General features: G+C 42.4%; 18 protein-coding genes. 6 read left to right on the plus strand and 12 right to left on the minus strand.

All coding sequences use genetic code 11. The annotated features are described in order from the left end of the window. Window positions 1-1,821 carry an ATP-binding protein gene (locus tag NPE20_RS09190; protein ID WP_256538319.1) on the minus strand — a complete coding sequence of 607 codons (1,821 nt, stop codon included), beginning with the start codon at window positions 1,819-1,821 and terminating at the stop codon, window positions 1-3. A 95-nt stretch (window positions 1,822-1,916) separates the two neighbouring features. After that, complete coding sequence (locus NPE20_RS09195) at window positions 1,917-4,607, minus strand: valine--tRNA ligase (RefSeq protein ID WP_256538320.1); 2,691 nt, start codon at window positions 4,605-4,607, stop codon at window positions 1,917-1,919. A 580-nt stretch (window positions 4,608-5,187) separates the two neighbouring features. On the opposite strand from NPE20_RS09195, the gene NPE20_RS09200 reads away from it, so the two are divergent. Both NPE20_RS09200 and NPE20_RS09205 read left to right on the plus strand, forming a co-directional pair. Beyond that, on the plus strand, window positions 5,188-6,522 hold the full coding sequence (locus NPE20_RS09200; RefSeq protein ID WP_256538321.1) for an MBL fold metallo-hydrolase: 1,335 nt from the start codon (window positions 5,188-5,190) through the stop codon (window positions 6,520-6,522). A 22-nt stretch (window positions 6,523-6,544) separates the two neighbouring features. Next, complete coding sequence (locus tag NPE20_RS09205) at window positions 6,545-6,892, plus strand: MmcQ/YjbR family DNA-binding protein (protein ID WP_256538322.1); 348 nt, start codon at window positions 6,545-6,547, stop codon at window positions 6,890-6,892. A 3-nt stretch (window positions 6,893-6,895) separates the two neighbouring features. Here the strand turns inward: NPE20_RS09205 and NPE20_RS09210 are convergent, their stop codons facing one another. Then, window positions 6,896-7,240: a hypothetical protein gene (locus NPE20_RS09210; RefSeq protein ID WP_256538323.1), complete on the minus strand. Its 345-nt coding sequence runs from the start codon at window positions 7,238-7,240 to the stop codon at window positions 6,896-6,898. A 170-nt stretch (window positions 7,241-7,410) separates the two neighbouring features. On the opposite strand from NPE20_RS09210, the gene NPE20_RS09215 reads away from it, so the two are divergent. Continuing rightward, window positions 7,411-8,703, plus strand: coding sequence for a hypothetical protein (locus tag NPE20_RS09215; RefSeq protein WP_256538324.1), 1,293 nt, complete (start codon window positions 7,411-7,413; stop codon window positions 8,701-8,703). 113 nt (window positions 8,704-8,816) lie between these two features. Here the strand turns inward: NPE20_RS09215 and NPE20_RS09220 are convergent, their stop codons facing one another. The 4 genes from NPE20_RS09220 to NPE20_RS09235 all read right to left on the minus strand — a co-directional run bounded on the left by NPE20_RS09220 (window position 8,817) and on the right by NPE20_RS09235 (window position 17,060). Further along, a complete protein-coding gene (locus NPE20_RS09220) occupies window positions 8,817-12,092 on the minus strand; it encodes a TonB-dependent receptor (protein ID WP_256538325.1) in 3,276 nt (1,091 codons plus the stop codon). 186 nt (window positions 12,093-12,278) lie between these two features. Next, the gene (locus NPE20_RS09225; protein ID WP_256538326.1) at window positions 12,279-13,655 is read right to left on the minus strand and encodes a beta-helix domain-containing protein; all 1,377 of its coding nucleotides are present in this window, start codon (window positions 13,653-13,655) and stop codon (window positions 12,279-12,281) included. A 114-nt stretch (window positions 13,656-13,769) separates the two neighbouring features. Next, window positions 13,770-16,580, minus strand: coding sequence for a TonB-dependent receptor (locus tag NPE20_RS09230; RefSeq protein ID WP_256538327.1), 2,811 nt, complete (start codon window positions 16,578-16,580; stop codon window positions 13,770-13,772). Window positions 16,581-16,697: 117 nt separating this feature from the next. Next, window positions 16,698-17,060 (minus strand): helix-turn-helix domain-containing protein, encoded by a 363-nt coding sequence (locus NPE20_RS09235; RefSeq protein WP_256538328.1) that lies wholly within the window; start codon window positions 17,058-17,060, stop codon window positions 16,698-16,700. A 156-nt stretch (window positions 17,061-17,216) separates the two neighbouring features. On the opposite strand from NPE20_RS09235, the gene pruA reads away from it, so the two are divergent. Beyond that, on the plus strand, window positions 17,217-18,854 hold the full coding sequence (gene pruA / locus NPE20_RS09240) for an L-glutamate gamma-semialdehyde dehydrogenase (protein ID WP_256538329.1): 1,638 nt from the start codon (window positions 17,217-17,219) through the stop codon (window positions 18,852-18,854). Window positions 18,855-19,114: 260 nt separating this feature from the next. Here pruA and can (NPE20_RS09245) read toward each other — a convergent pair whose 3' ends face one another. The 5 genes from can (NPE20_RS09245) to NPE20_RS09265 all read right to left on the minus strand — a co-directional run bounded on the left by can (NPE20_RS09245) (window position 19,115) and on the right by NPE20_RS09265 (window position 23,491). Beyond that, the gene (gene can, locus NPE20_RS09245; protein ID WP_256538330.1) at window positions 19,115-19,783 is read right to left on the minus strand and encodes a carbonate dehydratase; all 669 of its coding nucleotides are present in this window, start codon (window positions 19,781-19,783) and stop codon (window positions 19,115-19,117) included. 8 nt (window positions 19,784-19,791) lie between these two features. Next, window positions 19,792-20,544 carry a YoaK family protein gene (locus tag NPE20_RS09250; protein WP_256538331.1) on the minus strand — a complete coding sequence of 251 codons (753 nt, stop codon included), beginning with the start codon at window positions 20,542-20,544 and terminating at the stop codon, window positions 19,792-19,794. Window positions 20,545-20,673: 129 nt separating this feature from the next. Further along, window positions 20,674-21,399, minus strand: a complete 726-nt coding sequence (can, locus tag NPE20_RS09255; RefSeq protein ID WP_256538332.1) for a carbonate dehydratase — start codon at window positions 21,397-21,399, stop codon at window positions 20,674-20,676. Window positions 21,400-21,409: 10 nt separating this feature from the next. Beyond that, the gene (locus tag NPE20_RS09260) at window positions 21,410-23,011 is read right to left on the minus strand and encodes a SulP family inorganic anion transporter (protein WP_256538333.1); all 1,602 of its coding nucleotides are present in this window, start codon (window positions 23,009-23,011) and stop codon (window positions 21,410-21,412) included. Window positions 23,012-23,158: 147 nt separating this feature from the next. After that, window positions 23,159-23,491, minus strand: coding sequence for a hypothetical protein (locus tag NPE20_RS09265; RefSeq protein ID WP_256538334.1), 333 nt, complete (start codon window positions 23,489-23,491; stop codon window positions 23,159-23,161). Window positions 23,492-23,598: 107 nt separating this feature from the next. Between NPE20_RS09265 and NPE20_RS09270 the strand changes: the two genes are divergently transcribed. Together NPE20_RS09270 and NPE20_RS09275 are read left to right on the plus strand one after the other, a co-directional pair. Then, window positions 23,599-25,140, plus strand: coding sequence for an acyl-CoA carboxylase subunit beta (locus NPE20_RS09270; RefSeq protein WP_256538335.1), 1,542 nt, complete (start codon window positions 23,599-23,601; stop codon window positions 25,138-25,140). Between the two features lie 55 nt (window positions 25,141-25,195). Continuing rightward, window positions 25,196-25,522, plus strand: coding sequence for a hypothetical protein (locus NPE20_RS09275; RefSeq protein ID WP_256538336.1), 327 nt, complete (start codon window positions 25,196-25,198; stop codon window positions 25,520-25,522). Window positions 25,523-25,707 lie beyond the last annotated feature (185 nt).

Consider the following 25,707-nt stretch of genomic DNA (forward strand, 5'->3'; position numbering starts at 1 on the left):
TTACCCCACAGTTGTAATAAGATTTTGAATTTTATCCATCAGCTCATCAGGTTTAAATGGCTTGGCAACATAATCGTTCATACCGGCGGTGGTTACCTGGTCGCGGATATCAAATAATGCCGATGCTGTTAATGCTATTATAGGGATCCTTGATTTGGCAGGGTCGGTCATTTTACGTATTTCCATTGATGCGTCAAACCCGTTCATCACTGGCATTTGCAAGTCCATCAAAACAATATCAAAGTTACCGTACTGCAAAATTTCAACGGCGCGCGCGCCGTTTTCGGCAATAGTTGGCACTATGTGCCATTTAGAGAGTAGTTTTTTCATCAGCATAACGTTTACCGGGTTATCCTCGGCAATTAATATACGCAGGTTGCTTTCAGTGAGTTCCAATTCGGCCCCGGTATGCTGCAGTTGATGCTGGCAGGTTTCTGTTACCAGTTCTTTTGGCGGTGCAACAATTTCTGTTGATACCGGGAACTCTATATTAAAAGAAAACTCCGACCCTACGTTTACCTTGCTGCTTACATGCATTTGCAAACCCTGCAGGTCGAGCAAACGTTTTACAATTGCCAAGCCTAAGCCTGTACCGCCGTATTGGCGTGTAGTGGTGATAGATTCTTGTGTAAAAGGTTCAAATATGGTTTCCAGGTTCTCTTTCCTGATACCAATACCCGAATCCTTTACCGAAAAGCCAACAGTAATGGTGTTGTGACGGTCTTCCAGGCAGGTGGCCCGTACCCAAATATTCCCTTCAGATGTAAACTTAATAGCGTTGCTAACCAGGTTAAAGATCATTTGCGTTAGCCGGGTTGGGTCGCCAAATATTATTTTCCGTCTTAAAGCGCTATCAATATCCAGCTTAAACAAAAGGCCTTTTTCTTCTGCCTTGATCATTTGCCCTCCGCAAATATTGTGCAACAGCTCGGCAAGATTAAACTTTATCTTTTCAAATACTACCTTGCCCGATTCTATTTTGTTAAAATCGAGCACATCGTTCACAATGGCCAGCAGGTTATTTGCCGAAAATTTTAAGATCTCCAGGTTCTCACTCTGATCAGGCCTTGGGTTGTTCATGAGCAGCAAATTGCTCATGCCAATTACAGCATTAAGCGGCGTACGTATCTCATGCGACATGGTAGATAAAAACTCTGATTGTACCTGCGATGATTTTTCGGCCTTTTTAATAGCCGTTTCAAACTTAATATTTAGCGTCGTCTGTTCTTCGCCGGTATCTCTAAGCTGTTTTATGTTTTTTATAAACGCCGCGTAAAGGTGGCTGTGTATAAATATTATTAATATAAAATTGGCAAAAACAGCTATTATGGTGGTAGACTGATCTGCTTTTTCTGGTTTAAAATCAATAAAATAATTATGATCATACTGCATCACCATAAATATAAGTATAGGCAGTAAGTTGAGCAGAGAGAAAAACATCCCCCAGTTTTGCCCCAGCATGTAAAAGCTAAATATAATTATAAGGATGATGGCCTGTATAGTAACAATATTTATATCCTGCACAATAACAAATACAATAGCTAAATTTAGCAGGGTACCTGTTATTAGTAATAAATGCGATATAGTGCGCCAATGAGGTTTATAAGTAAGATATTTAAAGAGCGCTGCAATAGCAACCAATATCGCCCCAGCAGTTAGCGTTAACACATGCAAATTTTGCAAATACACACTCAGGAATAAGGCGCCTAAACCTACAATAGCCAGCAGAAAACCATAATACAGTAAACGGATACGGGCCTGGTCAAGAATTGACTGCTCCCGGGTAAGTATTTTATTAATAGAGAAATTAAAAAAATTCACTCCCTGCTTGCGGTATTAATAATAGGTTAAACAAAATGAACGATAGCTGATGTTCAGCCATCGTTCATTTATGAAATACCCTAACTATTATACAATTAGCCTGCCAAGCCGCGCAAATTATCTTCTACTATCTTTAACCTGGCTTCGGCATCAGCTCTCTTTTTCAGTTCGTTATCTATAATTTCGGGTTTGGCATTTGCCATAAAACGCTCGTTATTTAGTTTAGCGTTAACCGATTTTAAAAATCCTATAAGATAATCTCTTTCCTTTTCAAGGCGTTCTGTTTCGGCAGCAACATCAATTTCTATATCAAGCTTTACAAAAAACTCGTCTGTGCCTGCAATAAAGCTGTTTGCACCATTTACAGCATCATCAACTTTACTTAGTTCACTAATATTCCCCAGTTGTTTTATAACACTTTCGTAAGCCTGGTAGTTAATAGCAGAGTTTGTTTTTACGGCCAGCGGTAAGGCTTCTTTTGGCGAAAGCTGGTTACTGTTACGAATATTTCTTACCTGCGCTATTACCTGCTGCACCACCTCTATCTCGGCAACTAATTGGGTATTTATTTTCCCGATAGTTGGCATTTGTGCAACGATACAGCAATCCAATTCGGCACGTGTACCAAACAGCTCATCATGCCAAAGCTCCTCGCTCAGGAAAGGCATATACGGGTGAAGAACTTTTAAAACATCCTCGAAAAAGTTAACGGTAGCTTTATATGTTTCAGCGTCAATCTTTTGCTTATCAACCCCTTGCTGGTAAGCAGGCTTAACCATTTCCAGGTACCAGGCACAAAAATCGTCCCATACCAGTTTGTACGTGGCCATAAGCGCTTCAGATAACCTGTATTGTGCAAAATTATCCTCGATCTCTACCAATGCCTGGTTAAAACGGCTTTGGAACCACTCTATCGCAATTTGGTTTTTCGGAGCAATAGTATCGTCAATCTCCCAGCCTTTTATCAGCTTAAAGGCGTTCCATATTTTATTAGCAAAGTTACGGCCCTGTTCGCAATAGCTTTCGTCAAACATCAGGTCGTTACCGGCAGGTGAGCATAACAGCATGCCCACACGTACGCCATCGGCGCCGTATTTATTGATCAGGTCCAAAGGATCGGGCGAGTTGCCTAATGATTTTGACATTTTGCGGCCCAGCTTATCCCTAACAATACCAGTTAAGTAAACATTGGTAAAAGGTTTTTGCGCACGAAGCTCATGTCCGCTCATGATCATCCTGGCTACCCAGAAAAATAAGATCTCGGGCGCGGTAACCAAATCGTTGGTTGGGTAGTAATAATTTATCTCGGCGTTATCCGGGTTACGTACCCCATCAAAAACCGACATAGGCCATAAGCCTGATGAGAACCAGGTATCCAAAACGTCCTCGTCCTGACGCAGGTCGTTAAGGGTCAGTTTAGAGTCTATTGCCTGTGCTTGCGTTAATGCTTCTTCTTTGGTTTTGGCAACCACAAAATCGCCGTTTGGCAAATAGTAAGCGGGGATTTGCTGCCCCCACCAAAGCTGGCGGCTTATATTCCAGTCCCTAACGTTCTCCATCCAGTGGCGGTAGGTGTTTATGAATTTCTCGGGGATCAGTTTCACCTCGCCGTTCAATACATATTCCAAAGCAGGTTTAGCCAACTCAGGCATTTTGCAAAACCATTGCATACTTAGCTTTGGCTCTATAACCGCGTTGGTACGTTCGCTAAACCCTATTTGTGAGGTGTAGTCTTCCGTTTTTTCAAGTGCGCCGGCTTCTTCCAGCAATACCGCGATTTTTTTGCGGGCGGTAAAGCGGTCTTCACCAACTAATATCTGCGCCTTTTCGTTCAGTGTAGCGTCGTCGTTTAAAATATCAATAACCGGCAGCTTGTGGCGTTGGCCCAGTTCATAGTCATTCAGATCGTGTGCCGGGGTAACCTTTAAACAACCCGTACCAAAATCCATGGTAACGTAATTATCCAGTATAACCGGTATCTCGCGGTTTATTAACGGGATAAATACGCTTTTACCATGCAGGTGCAAATATCGCTCGTCGTTAGGGTTGATACAGATAGCTGCATCGGCCATAATGGTTTCCGGGCGGGTAGTAGCGATGGTTAAATACTCTTTGGTGTTTGGTGCGTGGTGTGAGGTGCGTTCTGCACTCGCTCCCTGCTCCCCGTCACTCGCAACCTCGTACTTAATATAATATAATTTCTGATTTACTTCCTTACGGATAACTTCCTCGTCAGATACTGCTGTTTTTCCCTGCGGATCCCAGTTTACCATGCGTACACCACGATAGATCCAGCCTTTTTTGTGCAGATGAACAAAGTAATCGATCACCGATTCAGACATATCCTCGTCCATGGTGAATTTGGTGCGTTCCCAATCACATGAGGCGCCCAGTTTTTTCAATTGCTCCAGTATGATACCGCCGTATTTTTCTTTCCATTCCCAGGCATAGCTCAAAAACTCTTCGCGGCTCAGGTCTTTTTTATTGATACCGCGCTCTTTAAGCATGGCAACAACCTTTGCTTCGGTAGCAATACTGGCATGATCTGTACCGGGTACCCAGCAGGCATTTTTGCCTTTCATACGGGCACGGCGGATAAGCACATCCTGTATGGTATTGTTTAGCATATGGCCCATGTGGAGCACACCGGTGACATTTGGCGGTGGAATTACGATAGTATAAGGTTCACGATCGTCAGGTACCGACCTGAAAAAATTATGTTTTAACCAGTAACTATACCATTTTTCTTCGGCTTCTCCGGGCGAATAGGTTTTTGCAATACTCATAGCCTGCAAAAATAACTATTTGGCGCTAATTGAGAATAACTAAATCAGGCAGTTTAAAGCTAATTACCTTTTAATTGCATTTCTCGCAAAGGCGCTCTTCTCCTCCACCCCCACTATGTGGAACAGTTATAAATTACGCCGATAAGGCTAATAGCAACAATATTTTTACAAATAGCCGTTTATAGTGTATAAGTATAGCACATACATGAAAACATTGCCCTTAAATCGTTTTTTGGCAGCTTTTATTAAAATGTCGCGTTTATCATTTGTTATCAAATGGTTTAACAAGTAATATATCCTGCTCAATTATTTGCCATTCGGCCTATAAAATATTTAACTCCGCTTTCGATGTAAAACCCGGCGACAAAATGAATCCCGAGGATAGGATAAAGGTTTGGTAGTGGTTAGAGATTTGTGAATTAGAGATTAGATACAAAGAAAGTCTGGTTGAAAGACCGGGCTTTGTTGTTTATGCTGACTGCATCATTCTTAATACTCATTATAATCTTTACCCACCACCCACATTTCAAGCTTTTAACACTCATAACCAAAAGCTATCTTTGCGCCACTGACACGTTATATGATAGTTCACCAATTTTACGATAAAGGTTTGGCGCATGCCTCGTACGCCATTATACGGTCTGGCAAGATGGTTGTTATTGACCCCGCCCGCAACCCGCAGCCTTACTATGATTTTGCAGAATTGCACAATGCAGATATTACAGGCATTATTGAAACACACCCGCATGCCGATTTTGTAAGCTCGCACCTGGAGATCCACCAAACTACCGGCGCTGTTATCTATGTAAGTAAGCTGGCTGGTGCCGAATATCCGCACGAAAGCTTTGATGATGGCGACGTTATTAAGCTGGATGATATCAAGTTAAAAGCTATCAATACACCCGGCCACTCGCCCGATTCTATTTGTATTTTGCTGGAAAACGAGCAAGGGAAGGATTGTGCTGTATTTACCGGCGACACCCTGTTTGCAGGCGATGTTGGCAGGCCAGACCTACGCGAAAACGCAGGAAATATCACCGCCAAAAAAGAAGAACTTGCCAGGCAGATGTACCACTCTACCCGCGAAAAGCTGATGGTATTGCCAAAAGATGTTACGGTTTACCCGGCGCATGGCCCGGGCTCGTTATGCGGCAAAAGCATGAGCCCCGATCTGCAGACCAGTATAGGCAAGGAGCTTCGTGAAAACTATGCCCTGCAGCTAATGGACGAACTGGCCTTTGTAAAAACCCTAATGGCCGACCAGCCCTTTATGCCAAAATACTTTGGTTATGATGTGGAGCTAAACAAAACCGGCGCGCCAAACTTTGAAGAAAGCATTGGCATGGTAACCAGGCCATCAAAAGATATTGTTTTAGAAAATAGTGCTTTGGTTATAGATACCCGTACCAAAGAAACCCATCGTAACGGGCATGTAAAAGGTTCTATTAACCTGCAGGATGCCGAGAAATTTGAAACCTGGCTGGGGTCTGTTATCGGCCCGAACGAGCAATTTTATTTGATCGCCCCGACTGATGAGGAACTGGAAATCGTGATCAGAAAAACGGCGAAAATAGGCTACGAAAAAAACATCATTGCCGGTATTTTAACCCCTGCCGATGCCAAAGAGCAATCGCCGGAGATAAATTATAGTGATTTTAAAAGCCATCCCAACCATTATACCATTATTGATGTACGCAACTGGGCCGAAATAAAAGCCGGCAAAATTTTCAGGGATGCCCTAACTATTCCGCTACCCGAATTGCGGGAACGCGTTGGCGAAATACCTACTGATAAACCTATTATAGTGCATTGCGCCGCAGGATACCGTTCGGCAGCGGCGGCGGGTATCATCCAAAGTAAAATAAGCAGCGTACCTGTTTATGATTTGGGCGAGGCAATAAAGGACTGGCAATAAGCATCCGTAAATAAATAAGATCATGACAATTGAAAGCATTCAAAAAATATGTTACCAGTTACCGGGGGTAACGGAGGACATTAAATTGGGCGAACATTTATGCTTTAACGTTGGCGGTAAAACCTTTTTATTCACGTATCCGGATGGCACACCCCCATCAGCCTCTTTTAAAGTACCTGACGAGGATTTTGAAGAAATAATCGCTAAAGACGGGCTGGAACCACAACCCTATATTGCCCGCTATAAATGGGTGCTTGCGCGCGATATAAGCAGCTTAACGGCTAAGGAATGGGAATTTTATATTAAACAATCCCATTATCTTATTGCCCGCAAATTACCCGGGAAGGTTAGAAAAAGTTTAGGCTTATAGTTTTTAAGCTCCATCGAGGTCCCACATGCCGGGATGGTCGCGATAGTGGCTTATATTTTCAATAATTTCCTCTATTTCTCCTTGTGTGAGTTCGCCCTGTCCGTCTGCAGTATAAGTGAACATTCTGCCGGGATCTTCAAAGGTGATATATCCCAAATAGTTGGGGTCAGTCTTTCTTTCCAATAGCAATTCGCTTTCCTGGCGTTGCTCTTCACTGTCATCAAAACTATTCTTCCGGTAAATATTGTATGTATACGTTAACACAGGATGCCCATCCACCTGTGCCTGTACGTTTGGTATAACCTTAACAGTTCTATGATCTCCTAATGTAAAAATTATGGGTGTCATTGGTATTCAATATATATTTATAAAAAGACAAATCTTATATAGAATAGTTTTTGTGTTTTTAAAATGGCATTGTCACCATCGCACAAATGACCTAACTCTTTTTATTAGCTAAATGCTTTATAATAATGTACTTATTGTTATTTTAGGGAATTGCTATTAATCCTAAACTAATGACAAGCACCACTGCCGAACCTGTTTACTGGTCGCCCTTACGAAAACTGGCCCTGCGCTTTTTTCTGCTGTTTTTTATACAGTACATCATTTTTAACCCTAATGGGGTATTGCCTAATATTGATATACTGTATGAAATATACATTGGGCCCATACATAAACTGATAGTATGGTTTGCGGCGAATGTGCTGCATTTGGGTGAACCTATAACAATTTTTACCAATGGCAGCGGCGATACCACCTATGATTACGTGCTGCTGCTTTTTATAGTTATAACAGCGGTAATAGGCGGAATAATATGGACAGTGGCAGATCGTAAAGCCCGTAACTATAATAACTTATTTTACTGGCTTACCGTTATTGTACGCTATTATGTGGCCATTACAATGGTAACCTATGGTTGCCTAAAAATTATAAAATTGCAATTCCCGGGTCCATCGCCTGATAGATTGATACAGCCATTTGGCAATGCTTCACCTATGGGTTTGGCCTGGACTTATATGGGTTATTCAACCGGGTTTAATTACTTTACAGGCATGGCCGAACTAAGCTGCGGGCTGCTATTATTTTTCCGTAAAACGGCTACCCTTGGCGCTATTGTGGGGCTGGTAGTAGCCGGTAATATAATGGCTATTAATTATTCATTTGATGTACCGGTGAAGCTATTATCAACCATGCTTGTGGTAATGTGTTTATACCTGTTAAGCAAGGATGCTATCAGGCTTATTAATTTCTTTTTCCTGAACAAGGCTGCCCAGCCCGCCAATCTGGGCCCGCACACGTTTAAAAAACGCTGGAAAAACATTACCCTAACTACCGTAAAATATATACTTGTAATTTATACGGTAGGGATGAATTTTTATGGCGATGTACAAGCCATGAGCCAATATGGCGACAAGGCCAAAAGACCACCATTATATGGTATATACAATGTACAAAGCTTTGTGCGTAATAAGGATACTATCCCTCCGCTTAAAACAGATACTACCCGCTGGGATAAACTAACTATAAGTTATGAAGGTAGAGCTAAGGTGTTTATGAGCGACGACACCAGCCGAACACACGACTTTAAAATAGATACCCTTAAACATACCATAGTAATGTATAACTATGCGGATACGGTTAATAAAGCTTATTACACCTATAGTCAGCCGCAAAAAGATATATTGCAACTGAAAGGCACTTTCAAAAAAGATTCGGTAACTATTAATCTTAAAAAAATCGACCTGAATAAATTCAGATTGATTAACCGGGGTTTTCACTGGGTGAACGAATATCCGTATAACAGATAAGTTTGCGGCTTATTGATGAAAATCCAACGATGATAATGGAGATATCAAACAAAAGCGCCTCCTGATTGCTCGGGGGGCGTTTTGATTAAATATAAAGAACGAGTGAAAACAATTTAGAACGCGTAACGCAAACCAAATTGCATTTGCCAACGCGAAGCAAACAGATCAACTGAGTAAGGTAACCCCGGGTCTGCGAATGTGTATTTTGGATACGTTGTTGCAGCATTTGGGAAGGTTGGCGTACTTGCTTTAACAGGCGTTAAGCCAATATTAGCAGTTGAGTTAAATGTATTGGCAGAGAAGTAGTATTGGCCCCATTTCTTATTTAATAGGTTGGTAAGGTTAATAATATCATAAGTGAAAGTTATTACCTGTTTATGTTTACCGCCGCCAAACTTAAAGTCTTGCGCAAAACGGAAATCAAGCTGATTGTTCCATGGCGTAAAGGCAGCATTACGCTGGGTAAAATCGCCACGGCGAGACGAAAGATATTTGCTCTTATCTATGAAGCCATCAAAAGCTGCCGCCTGCTGTACCGCTGTTTGGGCAGGGGTTGTTGGTGTAGCTGCAATGTCTGAGAAGAAGTTAACCGTTTCGCCGCGTTTTGGTATGTAAGCTAAACTAAGCTGCTGGCCTGTTCCGTCAATAGCGCTTGGATAAAAGCCATAAGTGTACGGGTTACCCGACTGCCCGCTGAAGAAAAAGCTAAAGTTGGCGGTGTAGTTTTGAGCAACATCCCAATCGTGCCTGAAGTTAACGGTAGACACAATACGGTTACGGATATCAAAGTTTGAATTGGCTAAGCCCGGGTTATTAGGGTTTAAAGCCTGGTTTAACTGCCAGTTTGATTCCATTGAGTTACGGATACCATTGGTAACATCTTTTGAATGGCCATAGGTATATGCAACCGTAACATTTAAGGCGCTTGTTGGGCCAAACTGGGTATTTTTAGCTACTTGCGCGGTTGCACTGTAACGGTATCCCTGATTTGTATTTGATAACAGGTAAGCGTTTGTAAATAACGGATTTATCTTTTGATTGATAAATATAGGCTGCTGGTGCTGGGTATCATACGGGTAGTAAGTTACCTGGTCAACCGTATTTACCTGCTGAAATTCCAAGTCATGGATAACTTTGGTATATATACCTTCTAAAGTAAATTTCCACTGATCAGGAGTTGTATAATCAACCGCTAAGCTACTTCTCCATACCTGTGGCATTTTAAATTTGTTGTCAATTAAATCTACCTGTGTTTTACCCGCGGCATTGGTAATATTATCGCCTCTATCTGCAGCAGAAGCAGCGCCACCATTTACAGGGGCCTTAACTACACTTGGGCCGCCTGCCACCGGGGGGTTAAAATCAGAAGCGCCATAGGTTTGGCCATTGTTGTAAAACGCATAACCAAACCATGCAAACGGAACACGACCTGTAAACAAGCCGCTACCGCCACGTAAAATAACGCTCTGGTCGCCGTTGATATCGTAATTAAATGACACACGCGGGTTAAACTCAACGTTGTTTAAATAGTTTTGGGTAATATCCTTTGGTTTGGTGTAGGTAAAGGTGTTGCCGTAGTTAGGATCAACCGGGGCGTTTGTTGTTTTATCGCTTAAAGGCTGTTTGTTGGGCACACCGGCATAATCAACACGTAAAGCCGCGGTCAACTTAAATTTATCTGAAAGCTGGATCTCGTCCTGGCCATAAAAGCTAAGCAGGTTAACTTTAAACTGTGCCGATGGGTTAGCTAAAATATAATCGCGGGTATTATTGGTATAATTATAGTTAGCACGGATCCGTGAAGGGGCATCAGCTAAGAAATCGGCAACGCTTTTAAAGGCATCACGACCGTTCCAGGCGTTAACAAAGTTGTAAGTAATGTCGTAAAACTCGTTGTGTGTACCAAAAGTGAAAGTGTGTTTACCTTTTGTCCAGGTAAGATTATCAGTAAACTCCGCGGTTTTTTGGTGCATATCAAAAATGGCGGCTTCGCGGTCGGTGCCAACAAATATGGTTGTACCCGGGGTTTTACCTGTTATTTCAATTTGAGGTAACGCTGGGTTTGAATTTGGATCGCGATAATCATGTACGTTTGAGTAACCCAGTACCAAACTGTTGTTCACGTTATTTGATAATCTTGATTTTAACTCGGCAACCGTTGATGTTGAGTTATTATGTGATGTATAATCGATACCGCCAAAACGGAAATTTTGCTGATCGCGCTCAAGGTTAGTAGCTGTTGAGCTAATAGTGTTGTTGCGGATAGTTAACTGGTTGTTATCGTTGATGTTCCAGTCTAAACGGTTAAAAAACTTGTTCGAGTTAGAATAGATAGAGGTATTATTATAAGTACCGGCATCAAAACCCGCGTCAGCAAACTTTTTAGAAATATCCTGCGCGTCTTTTAAAGACAGGGTTTGCTCGGAACCTGCCGTCCCTGCACCGCGGATAACCGGATCCTGCCTGCGGGCAATTTCTTCGTTAGTGAAGAAAAATAATTTGTTTTTGATGATAGGTAAACCTAAGCGGATCCCTGTTTGATAATCATGAAAAGTATTTGGCAATTTTGAACCATCGCCACCGGCAGCTAAAGGTGCATTATTGGGGCCTACTAAAAAAGCACCACGACCGTAACCATAAATAGCGCCGCTAACATCGTTTGTACCACTGCGTGTTACTGCATTTATACTACCGCCCAATACGTTACCAATTTTAATATCATATGGGGCAACTAATACTTGTATATCCTGTATGGCATCTAATGATACGGGGCTGGTACGTGTGCTGCTGCCCACCTGGCCCGATGCGTTGTTTTGTCCGCCTAATGACGGGCTAAAGCCAATTGCATCGTTATTAATGGCACCATCAAGCGTTACGTTGTTATAACGGTAGTTAGTCCCCTGGAAAGAGTTGTTATTGCTTTGCGGGGTGGTGCGGGTCAGATCCTGCAGACTGCGGTTAATAGATGGCATGTTGCGGATCTGCGCCTGGCTTATGCGTGTGCTTGCACCTGTTTTGGTACCGCCAGCATTACCAACAATCCTTACTTCTTTTAGCGCTGTTGTTTCGTCGGTTAAAATAAAGTTGTAGTTGGCGCTACCTAATGATAAGGTAACATCGGTATGTTCATCTTTTTTGTAACCTACAAAAGTGGCGCTTAAAGTATAAGGGCCGCCGGGATTTATATTGGGGATGGTATATCGGCCATCGGCATTGGTTTGCGAGCCGTAGCGCGTACCGGTGCTGTTATTTAATACAGACACTGTTACGCCGGGCATGGTAACGCCTTTGGCATCAACAACCTTACCGCTTATAACGGCAGTTGTGATCTGCGCTTTAGTCGCAACCGTTACCAGCAGGGTTAAAATAATCAGGTAAATCTTTTTCATTATTGAAGGATTTTATTTCCTCCAAAAGTGCCGGGACTGTGTTAAGCACCTGTTAAGCAAGAATTAGAATGAGATTAGAATGAGGCTTCGTATGTTAATTTAATATTACGCAATTACTAATTATCCCAAACAAAAAGAGCGGCTACCCTAATGGATAACCGCTCTTTTTATATTGTTAATTATCTATTATCTGTTCCAGGAAACCCAGGTAGCTTTTGTCCAGTCGCTTGCAGGGTCAACAGCACCTAAGAAAGCAACCTTTGTAAAGAAAGCATCGCCGATAGAGCCTTCAAATTTAGCACCTGCTAAAGCTGGTGAACCAGTTTTAGGTAAAAGATTAGGTGAAGCATTGTTGAAAGGATCAGTTAAACCAATTGCAGCAGCATCAGTAAATGACTGGCTACCATCGCGGGTTTCAACCAGCGCTTTAAAGCCGGCTGCATCTAATATAGCTGCACCAATATCATCAAGCTTATAGTTTGGACCAAAAGATGCTATCAAAGTATTTTTAACCCCGCTTTCGCCGGTTTTATAGTAAGTTGCAGTAACCTCTTTGCCAAGTACGATACCTGCTTTTTGGCCGCCCATTACCACTGAATTGGCAAGGATGAACTTAGCGCCTCTTCTAAAACGTGCATTGTATCCATAATCTGCTGATGTACCGGCAGCATTGTTAGGGCCGATAGCAGTGAAGTTAGACATTAAAGGGAAAGTGTTTGGGGTTAACATGTAACCTTTAGCATCGGAAGTGTTATCAAACTCAAAGTTGTTTGAAATATCACCGGTTGTACCTTTATTATCTGTAAACATAGGGTCTTTAACTGATACAGCGAATTGTATTTTGCCATGGAACCCATCATCAAAATCAAAATCATCATCAGCACAGTTGTATGCAATAAGATATTTTGCATTGAACGAGCCACCGAAGAATTCGAAGGCATCATCCAAACCACGCACTATCTGAATATGATCAACAGTAGTACCGCTACCTACAGTGTACATGCTTAAACCGTTAACCTCGTCGCCTGGGTTAACCGCTTTACCTGCATACTCGATGCGTACATATTGTAATGTACCTGAATTGTCAGCATCGTTAGTGCCACCAAAAGTCTGGTGATCACCATCAACACCACCTTCAAGTACCGCATGGTTACCATTACCTGTAGCTAAACCAACTACAGCCACACCACCAAAGTCACCCGCTTTTTTCTCAGTTTCGTTTGAAGTGAAAACGATAGGCTTATCAGCAGTACCGGCTGCGTTTATTTTGCTGCCTTTGTAAATAATAAGCACGCCTGATGAATCTTTATTACTTACAATTTTAGTACCTGCATCAATAGTTAAAGTAGCATTGTTATCAACATAAACATAACCACGTAAGCGGTAAACTTTGTCAGCTGTCCAATGAGTATCTTTTGTAATTTTACCCCTAACATCAACATTGCCACCTGTAACCGGAGGTTTTGTATCTGGAGGAAGTGGAGTTGGGCCATTTGACTTTGAGCATGCTGATGCAAGAGCCATCAAGCCAACGATACCGAGTAAATAAATCTGCTTTTTCATGTGTTCTTTTTCTGTCTTAGTTTATTTAGTAAATATCCCCCGGCTATGTTAAGTTAACTTAAAGCCGTCGTGATGATAACATTATGTTTACATCACCAAGGGGTTAAGAAATTATTATTTGAAGCTATATTTAAATGACAGGTTGGTTGTAAAGCCATTAAACCTGTTTTGAATAATTTTATCGGTAGCAGCGCTGTAAGCAATTTTATTCACGTCGCCAATATTGTAGTACAATGCGTTGGTTTGCGCCAGTATATCCGAAAGAGTAAGCTTCAGTTCGCCATTTTTAAACAGGCGTTTGCTCACCTGGAAATCGATCACATCACGTGGTTTTTCGTAGATATCGGTATGCGGATCAACACCACGGAACCTTAAGCGTTCGCCAATACGGTTATACAGTACATTAAATGTAAAGCTTCCGCTTTCGGGGGCATAAAACAAACCCGAATTGATCAGGTATGGCGATTGCCCCTGTAGCGGTGTTTTTGCTTCTTCCCTATTCCTAAACTTAACCTTTGCATTTATGTATGATGCATTTACGTAGAATGTTAAGTTTTTGAAAAGACCATTCTCGCTGATAAAGTTTAGTTTCTTCCTTAACTCTACTTCGGCACCAAAGTCTTCGGCACTTACCGCGTTATCGTACGATAACACATCATTATCAAGGTTAACCTGTTCTATAGGGTTTGTAAATTTTTTGTAGAAAGCTGATACGGATATAATTTCGCCGCTCGATGGGAAGATCTCGTAACGCAAATCGGCATTTGAAATGGTGCTTCGTACCAGGTTTTTATTACCGCTTATGTTAAAGTTGTTTTGGTAATCAAAGTACCTAAAGTCGGCAAGCTCCCTAAACTCGGGCCTGTTAACTGATTTGTAGAAAGAGGCACGAAGATTTGATTTCTCTGTTAACGCGTATGATAAATTAGCCGAAGGCAATATATCTGTGTTCACGTAGTTTTGCACGGCTTTGCCGGTGGCTGCTAATTTTTGTTCGTAACGCTCTACCCTTGCACCCCAAACAAGGTGAAGTTTATCGCTAAATTTATTATCGAGCATTAAATAACCCGAGTTTAACTTAGACGTACCAACATAATCTGTTGATTGAAGATCGATCCTTGAGAATGCAATATTATTATTAGCAATGCTTTGCGGGCTAAAAACGTTCTCAATATTGGTACCGTTGGCCAGTTGTATTGATTTACCATTACCTACTATATCAACATAACCTAATGCATCTATAGTAAAATCGCGGTCACGATAGGTATATAAACCACCTGCTTTAATTTTTTGAGGTTGGTTCAGCCATTTAAACGGATAGGTAACGTTTATTTTCCCGCTGTATATATTTTCGTTAAGGTTAGAGTACACCCGTCCAAGTATGTTTGACAGCGGGCTGTTTTCGCTTGGTAAAGATAAATACTCACCACCATCAGGCGCGGAAAATATAGTAACGATGCGCTGATCCGGCTGTTTTCTGTATGATAAACCATATGATCCGGCCCAGTCAACAATTATCTTTCTTTCGCCAATGGTATGTTGTCCTTCCAATACTGAACTTAATACCCCATTTTGTGTCACCTCACTTGAAAACCCTCTGTAATGTATTGGGTTATTAGGATCCCCGTCCCTATTTAAGGCATTATTTGTTTGCTCGTAATCCTTACTAAAGTCGTTGTTGAACAGGTTACGGAAAACCAATTTGGTTCTACTGGTAGTGTATCCAAGGCTAAATAAACCGCCCAGGGTTTTAGTGCTCGAAAAAATATTTCTGTCGAAGCTATACAGCGGCAATTGATCTGGCGCCGAAACGTTGTACTGCGTACGGTCACCGGTGCTCTCTCTGTAGCCAGTGCTATAGTTTAATGCAAAGTTGTAGCCTAAACGCCCCTCATTTTTTAACACTTTTGAATTACCCGTAACAAACTGAAAGTTAATGTTAGGTATGGTTGTAATTGTTTTTGAACCAAATGTATTAGGGAACTGCTGAGCGATGGCTATTTTTTGGTTGTTTGTAGTACCCGAAGTATAAATAGCCTTATTATCTGCGTATACCGGAGGCAATTTCCTTGAATCGTCACTAAAGCCTAAAAAGTCGTATTTACCGCTTGGCTGCGGATCAATAAAATCATTTTTAAATGTAGCCTTAGAGTTATAACCTATACTTAAGGTAGTTTCCATAAATTTACTATCGGGTATATCCTTAGTAATAGTATTGATGGCGCCACCGGCAAAATCACCCGGCAGATCAGGAGTCGCGGTTTTATAAACTACAATATTATCGATAAGGCTGGCAGGGATAATATCGTATGAGAATGCTTTTTTATCAGGCTCGGAACTTGGTAATACCGACCCGTTCAGCAAGTTGTTATTATACCTTTCGGCCAAACCGCGTATAACTACAAATTTACCATCCTGCACGCTGGTACCGCCTATACGTTTTAAAACGTCGCCGGTGTTACGGTCGGGCGAGCGGCGAATAATGTCGGAAGATATACCGTCAGATACCTGTATGCTATTTTTTTGACGGGCATATAATGCACCTACCGATGCTTGCCTGTAAGTAGCTTTTATCACAACCTCATTCAAGGCTTGTGATTGGGCCTGGCCCAAGGTAACATCAAGTGGAGTATTAGCACCTGCTTTTACTTCAATATCTGATACGGTTTTGCTTTGATAGCCTATATATCTTATTAATATAGTGTATTTGCCCGGTGCAAGTCCGCTTAATACATAATGGCCATCCGCATCGGTAGCCGAGGCTTTTGTAGTGCCCTCTATGTTAACAGTGGCACCAATTAAAGTTTCGCTATTTTTTTGGTCTATTACCTTACCTGAGATACGGCCTGTGGTTTGTGCAAATAAATTGCCCGCAGTTAGGGTTAAAACGAATAGTGCGGTAATTGCTGATATTACTTTTTTCACGTGTATTAATTTAATACCGCAAAACTATTACCGTGATGTTAGTTGAATGTTACTAATGCATTACCATAACAACCACTTAATATTAAGCCATTGTTAACCACCTGCCCAAACAGACTGTTATCCAGCTTTTTGCTTATCAGTTAAGTTATGGTCTTTTATTTCCTGCAGTTGTATTTCATAGGCACGCATACGGGCATGCAGGATATCCACCTCGGTACGCAGCATTTGTATCTCGGTTATCAGCTTGGCCGAGTCGGGTTTGTGGATCATTTTATCGCCGGTGCCCAGTATCAGCCACTCGGGCGAGTACTTTAGCTGGAAACACAGCTTACGGATAAGGTAGTAGCTAATGTCTTGCTTTTGGTTAATAACCTTGCTAATAAAACCCTGATCAACCCCAATGGCATTGGCAAGTGCAAGCTGACCGCCATGCTCCTTCACAATAACCTTTATCCGTTTTACAACTGCTTCGTCAGACATGTTGCAATTATAAACATTTTTGGCAAAGTTGGCACGTTTGCTTAAAATTTGTAAAACGGGGCTGGTACATCTTCTAATCATCCCTCTGTAAATTCCCCACTACAATTCCTACTTCCAAAGCAAAACCCCTATCTTTGCACACCAAAATAATCATCTATGTTAAAAGGATTTTTTAATGTTCCTGCCCCTGTAAACGAGCCTGTATTAAATTACGGCCCGCGCAGTGCGGAACGTGCAGCGCTTAAAGCCGCTTTAACCGAAGCCCGCTCAAAACAGGTTGATATACCTATGTATATTGGCGGTAAAGAAGTTCGTACAGGTAAACTGATGGAGCTGCGCCCGCCTCATGATCATAAACACTTATTAGGCACTTTTCATTATGGCGATAAAAGCCATGTAAATGCTGCTATTGATGCTGCCCTTGCCGCTAAGGCCGACTGGGAAAACCTGCCATGGGAGCAGCGTGCAGCCATATTTTTAAAAGCCGCCGAACTTTTGGCCGGCCCTTACCGCGCTACCATTAACGCGGCTACTATGCTTGGCCAAAGCAAAAACGCCTACCAGGCCGAGATTGATGCTGCCTGCGAGTTCATCGACTTTTTGCGCTTTAACGTGCAATACATGACCGAGATTTATCAGCAGCAGCCACCGGTATCCGGCAAAGGTGTTTGGAACCGTTTGGAGCAACGCCCGCTGGAAGGATTCGTCTTCGCCCTGACGCCATTTAACTTTACGGCTATAGCAGGCAACTTGCCGGCATCTGCCGCTATGATGGGTAACGTAGTAGTTTGGAAACCTGCCGATACACAGGTTTATGCCGCTAACGTAATTATGCAGGTGCTAATTGAAGCAGGTTTACCTGCAGGTGTTATCAACCTGATCTACGCTGATGGCCCAGAAGTTGGCGATGTGGTATTTAACCACCCTGATTTCGCAGGGATCCACTTTACAGGTTCTACCAAAGTTTTCCAGCATATATGGCAAACCATTGGTACCAACATACATAAATACAAAACCTACCCGCGTATTGTAGGCGAAACCGGTGGTAAAGATTTTGTGCTTGCCCACCCAAGTGCCAATGCAGACGCAGTTGCTGTTGCTTTATTGCGCGGCGCGTTTGAATATCAGGGACAAAAATGTTCTGCTGCCTCACGTGCTTACATCCCTGCAAGCTTATGGCCTGCGGTAAAAGAGCACATGGTGCGCGAAATGGCCACTTTTAAAATGGGCCCGGTAGAAGATTTTGAGAACTTTATTAATGCCGTTATCAGCGAGGTATCGTTTGATAAACTGGCTAAATATATTGATGCCGCTAAAGCGGATGACAGCGTAGAGATTGTTGCCGGTGGTAACTACGATAAAACCAAGGGCTGGTTTGTTGAGCCTACCGTTTTAAAAGTGAACGACCCATACTATGTTACCATGTGCGAAGAGCTGTTTGGACCGGTATTAACAGTTTACGTTTACGAAGACAGCGAGTGGGATAAGATCCTGGATATTGTAGATAAAACATCTATCTACGCATTAACAGGCGCTATCCTATCGCAAGACCGTTATGCCATTGCCGAGGCTACTACCCGCCTGCGCAATGCTGCCGGTAACTTCTACATAAACGATAAGCCAACCGGTGCCGTTGTAGGCCAGCAGCCATTTGGTGGCGCGCGCGGTTCTGGTACTAACGATAAAGCCGGTTCAATGATCAACTTGCTGCGTTGGGTATCACCACGTACCATCAAAGAAACCTTTGATTCACCTAAGGATTACAGGTATCCGTTTTTACAGAAAGAGGTTTAAGCTTCTTTTGGGATTCAAGAGGTTAGAATCAAGAGTCAGGACAGAAGAAATACTTGTATAAAGCAAAGAGCCGGAATAAATATTCCGGCTCTTTGCTTTACCAATTTGTAATTTTTATCAACTTGTCATTCTGAACGTAGTGAAGAATCTAGTATCGAACTATGCAAACGAACATGCAGGCAGGAAAATAGATCAGAAGGCCCTGCGGAGACATGAAAATGTCTTATGTCTTGATTCTTAACTCTTGACTCTTTTTGATTCTATTTCTTCTCAAACCTAAACACCTCATCCATTTTGGAGTTGTTATCTGTGCTAACCTTCATATCGGTAATAACGCCGGTAGCAAGGCTATACACCCAACCATGTACATTAAGTTCCTGGCCCTTTTGCCATGCGTTTTGCACAATAGATGTTTTGCAAAGGTTGCTTACGTTTTCAACTACATTCAGTTCTACCAGGCGGTCGCCGCGTTTTGCTTCGTCAGCAATGGCATCAAGCTCGCGGGCGTGCACGCGGTAAACATCCTTTATATGGCGCAGCCAGTTATCTATCAAACCAAACTGTTTATTGCTCATGGATGCCAGTACGCCACCGCAACCGTAGTGGCCGGTTACAATAACATGCTTTACCTTTAACACATTCACCGCATAATCCAATACACTTAACATGCTCATATCGGTATGTATTACCATATTGGCAATGTTACGGTGTACAAATATTTCGCCGGGGTTGGTATTGGTTATCTGGTTGGCGGGCACGCGGCTATCTGAGCAGCCTATCCACAAAACGGGTGGTGTTTGCCCGTTGGCCAGCTTATCAAAGTACTGCGGGTCTTCACTTAAGGCATCAGCAACAAACTGACGGTTGCCATCCAGCAAGCTTTCATAGGTAATATGGCTGGTGTCGTGTATTAATCTAGTAGCGCACATAGGTATGTTTAATTTTTGATGTTTTTTGTTTTGGTGGGATAAATTACCTGGAACACTTTATGGAAAAATACAGGTAATAAATCATAGTACAATATCGTAAGCAAAATAACGGGCACAAAGTAAAATACCTTAAACTCGTACAGGTTAAAAAAATAACCGCCTGCCAATCCGCCAAAAATAAAAAAAGTAAGTATGGTTAGCCTCACGTATATTTTATTCTTTACGGTTTCGCTTTCTTTGGTTTTGGGGTGCATCCAATCGGCCAGTTCACCGCCAAGGTCTGTAAACAAGCCGGTAAGATGGGTTGATTTGATCAATCCGCCGGATATATTTGATACCAGCCCGTTCTGCAGGCCCATTGCAAAAAGCAATGCGCTAATAACTATTTTGCGCTCCAGCTCTGTTTCCTGGTAAAAGTTATGCCCGTATATGGCCACAAACAACAGTACTACTATCTCTAATATAATGGGCGCCGAGTGTGCTTTATAAAAACTTTTATGCTTTAAAGATTGCACGATGAAATTGGAAACAAACGACCCCATCATGAACATTAAAAGCCACACCACAAACATGATAATGGTATTAAAATTTTGCTGCAGGATATTTTTGGCCAGGTTGGCTACATGCCCAGTAATGTTTGATGTAAAAGCCAGGAAGGCCAGCAACCCTACCACATCGGTAATACCCGCCACAAATGCCGACGATGACGCCAGCATTAGGTTTTGATTTAAAGTGCGTTTGCCCTGTGGTTGCCTCAGCATTTTTTATTAAGGTTGCTTATTGTTTGTAAATATAACCAATAGAACACTTAAAAGTTCACATGCACGCTTAAGCAAAAAGCCCCGACTGCAGTGGCAATCGGGGGATATATAGAATAGATATAGGGCTAATTAATGCGCTGCGGTAGCCTCAACATTGTCAAACTCGTACACATAACCCAGGTTATGTGGGTTGCTGCTGCTTACACCAAGGTCTTTTATAAAACCGGTACTAATATCAACTACCCAGCCATGTACCTGCAGGTCTGTACGATCCATCCATGCATTTTGTATGATAGATGTTTTGCAAAGGTTGTAAACCTGTTCGGTTACGTTTAGTTCAACCAGGCGGTTAACCTTGGCTTTTTCGTCGGTAATGCGATCAAGCTCGTTGGCATGTAAGCGATAAACATCTTTAATATGGCGCAACCAGTTATCAATAATCCCAAACTGCTTGTTGCTTAAAGCGGCGGCAACACCGCCACAGCCATAGTGGCCGGCTACAATAATATGTTTTACCTTTAATACGTTAACGGCATAATCAAGCACGCTAAGCATATTCATATCAGAGTGTACGCAAACGTTGGCAATATTACGGTGAACAAATACTTCGCCCGGCTTGGTACCGGTTACTTCGTTTGCAGGTACGCGGCTGTCTGAGCAGCCTATCCATAATACTTCGGGATGCTGGCCCTGTGCCAGTTTAGTAAAATATTCAGGGTCTTCTTTTACGCGCTCGGCTACCCAGTTGCTATTGCCCTTAATTAAGTTATTATAGCTCTGGGCTTGTGCCAGTTTGATATTGCCCGCATCAATAGCCGGCGTATTTCCGTTTTTTTTATTTTCTGTGATAGACATGATAATTCTTTTATGGTTTGTAAATTAGATCTTTCAAAGGCGGTATATCATACCGTTCTTTTACATCCTTTAATTGCACAATAATGCCTTTGGTGTAAGCATTGTGCTTGTAATTGTTGATGATCTCCAATACATCCGGGTCAATGTAGCGCGAGTGTGAACCATCAATAATTACATCGCTGCCTTTAGGCAGGCTGGTTAACGTTATTTGTATAGCGGCCTTATTTAAAAAGGATACCTCTTCGGCAAGTTTTATGCGGATGGTATTTTTTTCGCCATTTGGCGCAATGGTATAGAAATAAGGGTTACGTAAATTTGTACGTAATATATAAAACACCCCTACCAGCATACCAATACCCACACCAATAAGCAAATCGGTAAGTATAACAGCCACAATGGTTACCACAAACGGGATGAATTGATCAAGCCCCTTGTGCCACATATGCTTAAACAGGCTTATCCTTGCCAACTTATAACCTACTGTTAATAATATAGCCGCCAAACACGATAGCGGGATCTTATTTAGTAATGATGGTATAGCCAGTAAGCATATCAACAGTAAAAAACCGTGGAATATCGCGCTCATTTTTGTACGCGCGCCTGCATTTACGTTAGCCGATGAACGAACAATTACGGCCGTCATTGGTAAACCGCCTAACATACCGCTCACTAAGTTACCCGCACCCTGGGCAACCAGCTCACGGTTTGTTGGCGATATACGCTTAATAGGGTCAATTTTATCTACCGCTTCCAGGCTTAATAAGGTTTCTAAACTGGCTACAATAGCAATAGTAGCCGCGGTTATCCAAACCTCTTTGTTACCTATACCGCTAAAGTTTGGCGATTTAAACAGGCCAAAAAACTCACTTGTGCTATTCACTAATGGTATTTGTACATACTGTTTATCTAAAAGTGCCAAATCTGTCCCGGCAAATAAAGTAGCTAATAGTACACCGATTACCACAACCATTAGCGGGGCCGGTACCATAGCCACTTTTTTAATTTTGGGCCAGTATATCATTAGCAATAAAGAAACAGTGCTAATAATTAACGCGCCATAGTTTATCTTGCCTAAAGCATTTACTATACCCGAAAAGGTGTTGCTTGAATCGGCCTGACTAAAACCCTCGTTACCCTCAAAATCCGCATCATAGCCCACCGCATGCGGAAACTGCTTCATGATAAGGATAATACCGATAGCGGCCAGCATCCCCTCAATAACCGATGATGGGAAATAGTTGGCAATTGTACCTGCTTTAACTAAGCCAAGGATGATCTGGATACCACCGGCCAAAACCAGGGCAAGCAAAAATGCATCAAACGAGCCAAGGCTGGCAATTGAGTTTAGTACAATTACGGTTAAACCCGCTGCCGGCCCAGCCACGCTTAGTTGCGAACCGCTGAGCGAGCCAATTACTATACCACCAATTATACCCGATAAAATTCCGGAAAATAGGGGGGCGCCTGATGCCAGTGCTATACCCAAACACAAGGGTAAGGCCACCAGGAATACCACCAGCCCGGCAGGTATATCTTTTTTTAAGTTTTTAGCAAGAAAATATTTCTTCAGGTTAAGATCGCCGGCGGAAACGCCGCCTTGCTTGATTTGCATAACAATAATTTTATAATGAAACTTTAAATAAACAGCATGTTAAGCAACACCGGTAATGGTTGAAAACAGCACATAGTTTTCCCGCCTGAATTAAAAAAACAGGGGTGTGTAGTAGCTCACCGGATATAAAATATCCGGCTAAAATTGTTATGCGTTGGGAGGCGGGGTAGGTACCGTAGGGTGGTAAACCTGTTGATAAAGAGAGTTTTCTAAGTTATGCAGTATATTGGTTTCAACAATAAAGGGCCTGTAAACCACAAGGTGGTTAATGCTTTCGTCAAAAATCTTTTTCTCTTTAAAAGTTTCCTTTTCAGGGTCTTCTTTTTCGTTTTTTGACTCATGCTCAAGCTGCATAATAACTGCATGAACTGTTTTATTATCAATACATATAAAAACAGACGCAGTAGATATAACCATCTTTACAATAAAGATGCTCATAAATAATACGACTACCGAATTTTTGAAAATTCTGTTTTTCATGTGATGCAAAGATAAGATTTTTTGAATATGCAAGGTATCATTATGCCGTTTAAAGCTAATCTTACAATATAATTACTAATTTTATCGCTTTACCAATAAACCACATCGTGAACAAAAAGCTGGAGATTTTACAAAAAAAGCGCGATCAGGCGCTTGAAGGTGGAGGCGCTGTACGTATTGATAGTCAGCACAAAAAAGGGAAATTAACTGCCCGCGAAAGGCTGCACTTTTTGCTGGACGATGGCTCATTCCAGGAGATAGGTATGTTGGTTTCGCACCGCTCTACCGATTTTGGGATGGAGAAGGAAAAGTATCCTGGTGATGGTGTGGTTACCGGATATGGCACCGTAAATGGCCGTTTGGTTTACGTTTTCTCGCAGGATTTCACCGTTTTTGGTGGATCGCTATCAGAAACCCATGCCGAAAAGATCTGCAAGATAATGGACCTGGCCATGAAAAATGGCGCACCCGTTGTAGGGCTTAACGACTCTGGCGGTGCACGCATCCAGGAAGGTGTAGTATCCCTTGGTGGCTACGCCGATATATTTTACCGCAATACCATGGCAAGTGGCGTTGTGCCACAAATATCAGCTATTATGGGGCCATGCGCCGGCGGCGCGGTATACTCCCCCGCTATTACCGATTTTATTTTGATGGTTGAGCATACCTCCTACATGTTTGTTACCGGCCCCAATGTGGTTAAGACGGTAACGCATGAAGTAGTAACATCCGAAGAACTGGGTGGTGCAAATACGCATGCCACTAAATCGGGCGTAACGCATTTTGCGTGCGCTAACGAGATAGAGGCCATTAATAATGTAAAAAGACTACTGAGTTATATGCCGCAAAACTGCGAGGACCGTGCCCCTGCCCTGCCTTACCAGGTAAAGAACGAGGAACGCCCCGCATTGACCGATATCCTGCCAGAGAATGTATCGCAGCCTTACGATATCCGCGAGGTGATTGAGCAGGTGATTGATGATGCATCGTTCCTGGAAGTGCATAAAGACTTTGCCGAGAATATTGTGGTGGGCTTTGCCCGGTTAGCCGGTCGCAGTATTGGTATAGTTGCCAATCAGCCCGCGTTTTTGGCGGGTGTGCTGGATATTAATTCATCAACCAAAGGCGCGCGTTTTGTACGTTTCTGCGATAGCTTTAATATCCCACTGCTGGTTTTTGAAGATGTCCCTGGCTTTTTACCGGGTACCGATCAGGAATGGAACGCTATTATCACCAACGGCGCAAAACTGCTTTACGCTTTCTGCGAGGCCACGGTTCCGCGTATTACCGTTATTACCCGTAAGGCTTATGGCGGTGCTTATGATGTAATGAACTCCAAACATATTGGTGCGGACATGAATTACGCCTGGCCAAGTGCCGAGATCGCCGTTATGGGTGCAAAAGGCGCCGCCGAGATCATTTTTAAACGCGAAATAACCACAGCCGAAGACCCGGAAGCCAAATGGCGCGAAAAAGAAGAGCAATACGCCACTATCTTTGCCAACCCATACCGTGCCGCCGAACGTGGTTTTATAGATGAGGTGATAGCCCCCGCCGAAACCCGCATCAAACTTATCCACGCCTTTAAAATGCTGGAGAATAAGGTGGTGAATAACCCGAAGAAAAAGCATGGGAATATTCCGTTGTAATTAAAAATATATTCGGAAAAATCTCCCTATTTTAAGTTCTCGGATTACTACAATTGTGAAAAAAAAAGAGATAATATTAGTTGTAGCGGCATTTATGATTTTTATCATATACATGGTTTGCATGCACCATAAAAGGGCTATGGCCATGAAGGAATCTGTAAATGGTTTGGGACAGGTAGATAGTATCGAATATACACGAGGTGTGGTTTATGTTCATATCCGTTATAAGTATGGTGGTAAGGTATTTCAAAATGTTTGTAGTATTGAAAGCATGGAAATAGCTGACAGTCTTAAACTTGGAAGAGACGTCAGAATTCGCGTGTCGAAGGAGATGCCTTCAAAATATATTGAATATATTGGAGTTTATACCCCCGTTGAATAAATGCAAATTACCGCGTCAGTTGGAATGTGAGCATATATCATCACCACTACCGCAAGCGTCCCGCTTGTGAGCTTAGGGGTAATGAACAAGCGTATATGATGCAAGGTATCTACTAAGCGAACTATCTATTTTGGCTAAAGCCATTATTGTTTGTCTGCTATTCCGTTGGCTGAAGCCAACGGCAA

This window comes from Mucilaginibacter aquariorum, from assembly GCF_024498135.1.
GTDB classification, from domain to species: Bacteria; Bacteroidota; Bacteroidia; order Sphingobacteriales; family Sphingobacteriaceae; genus Mucilaginibacter; species Mucilaginibacter aquariorum.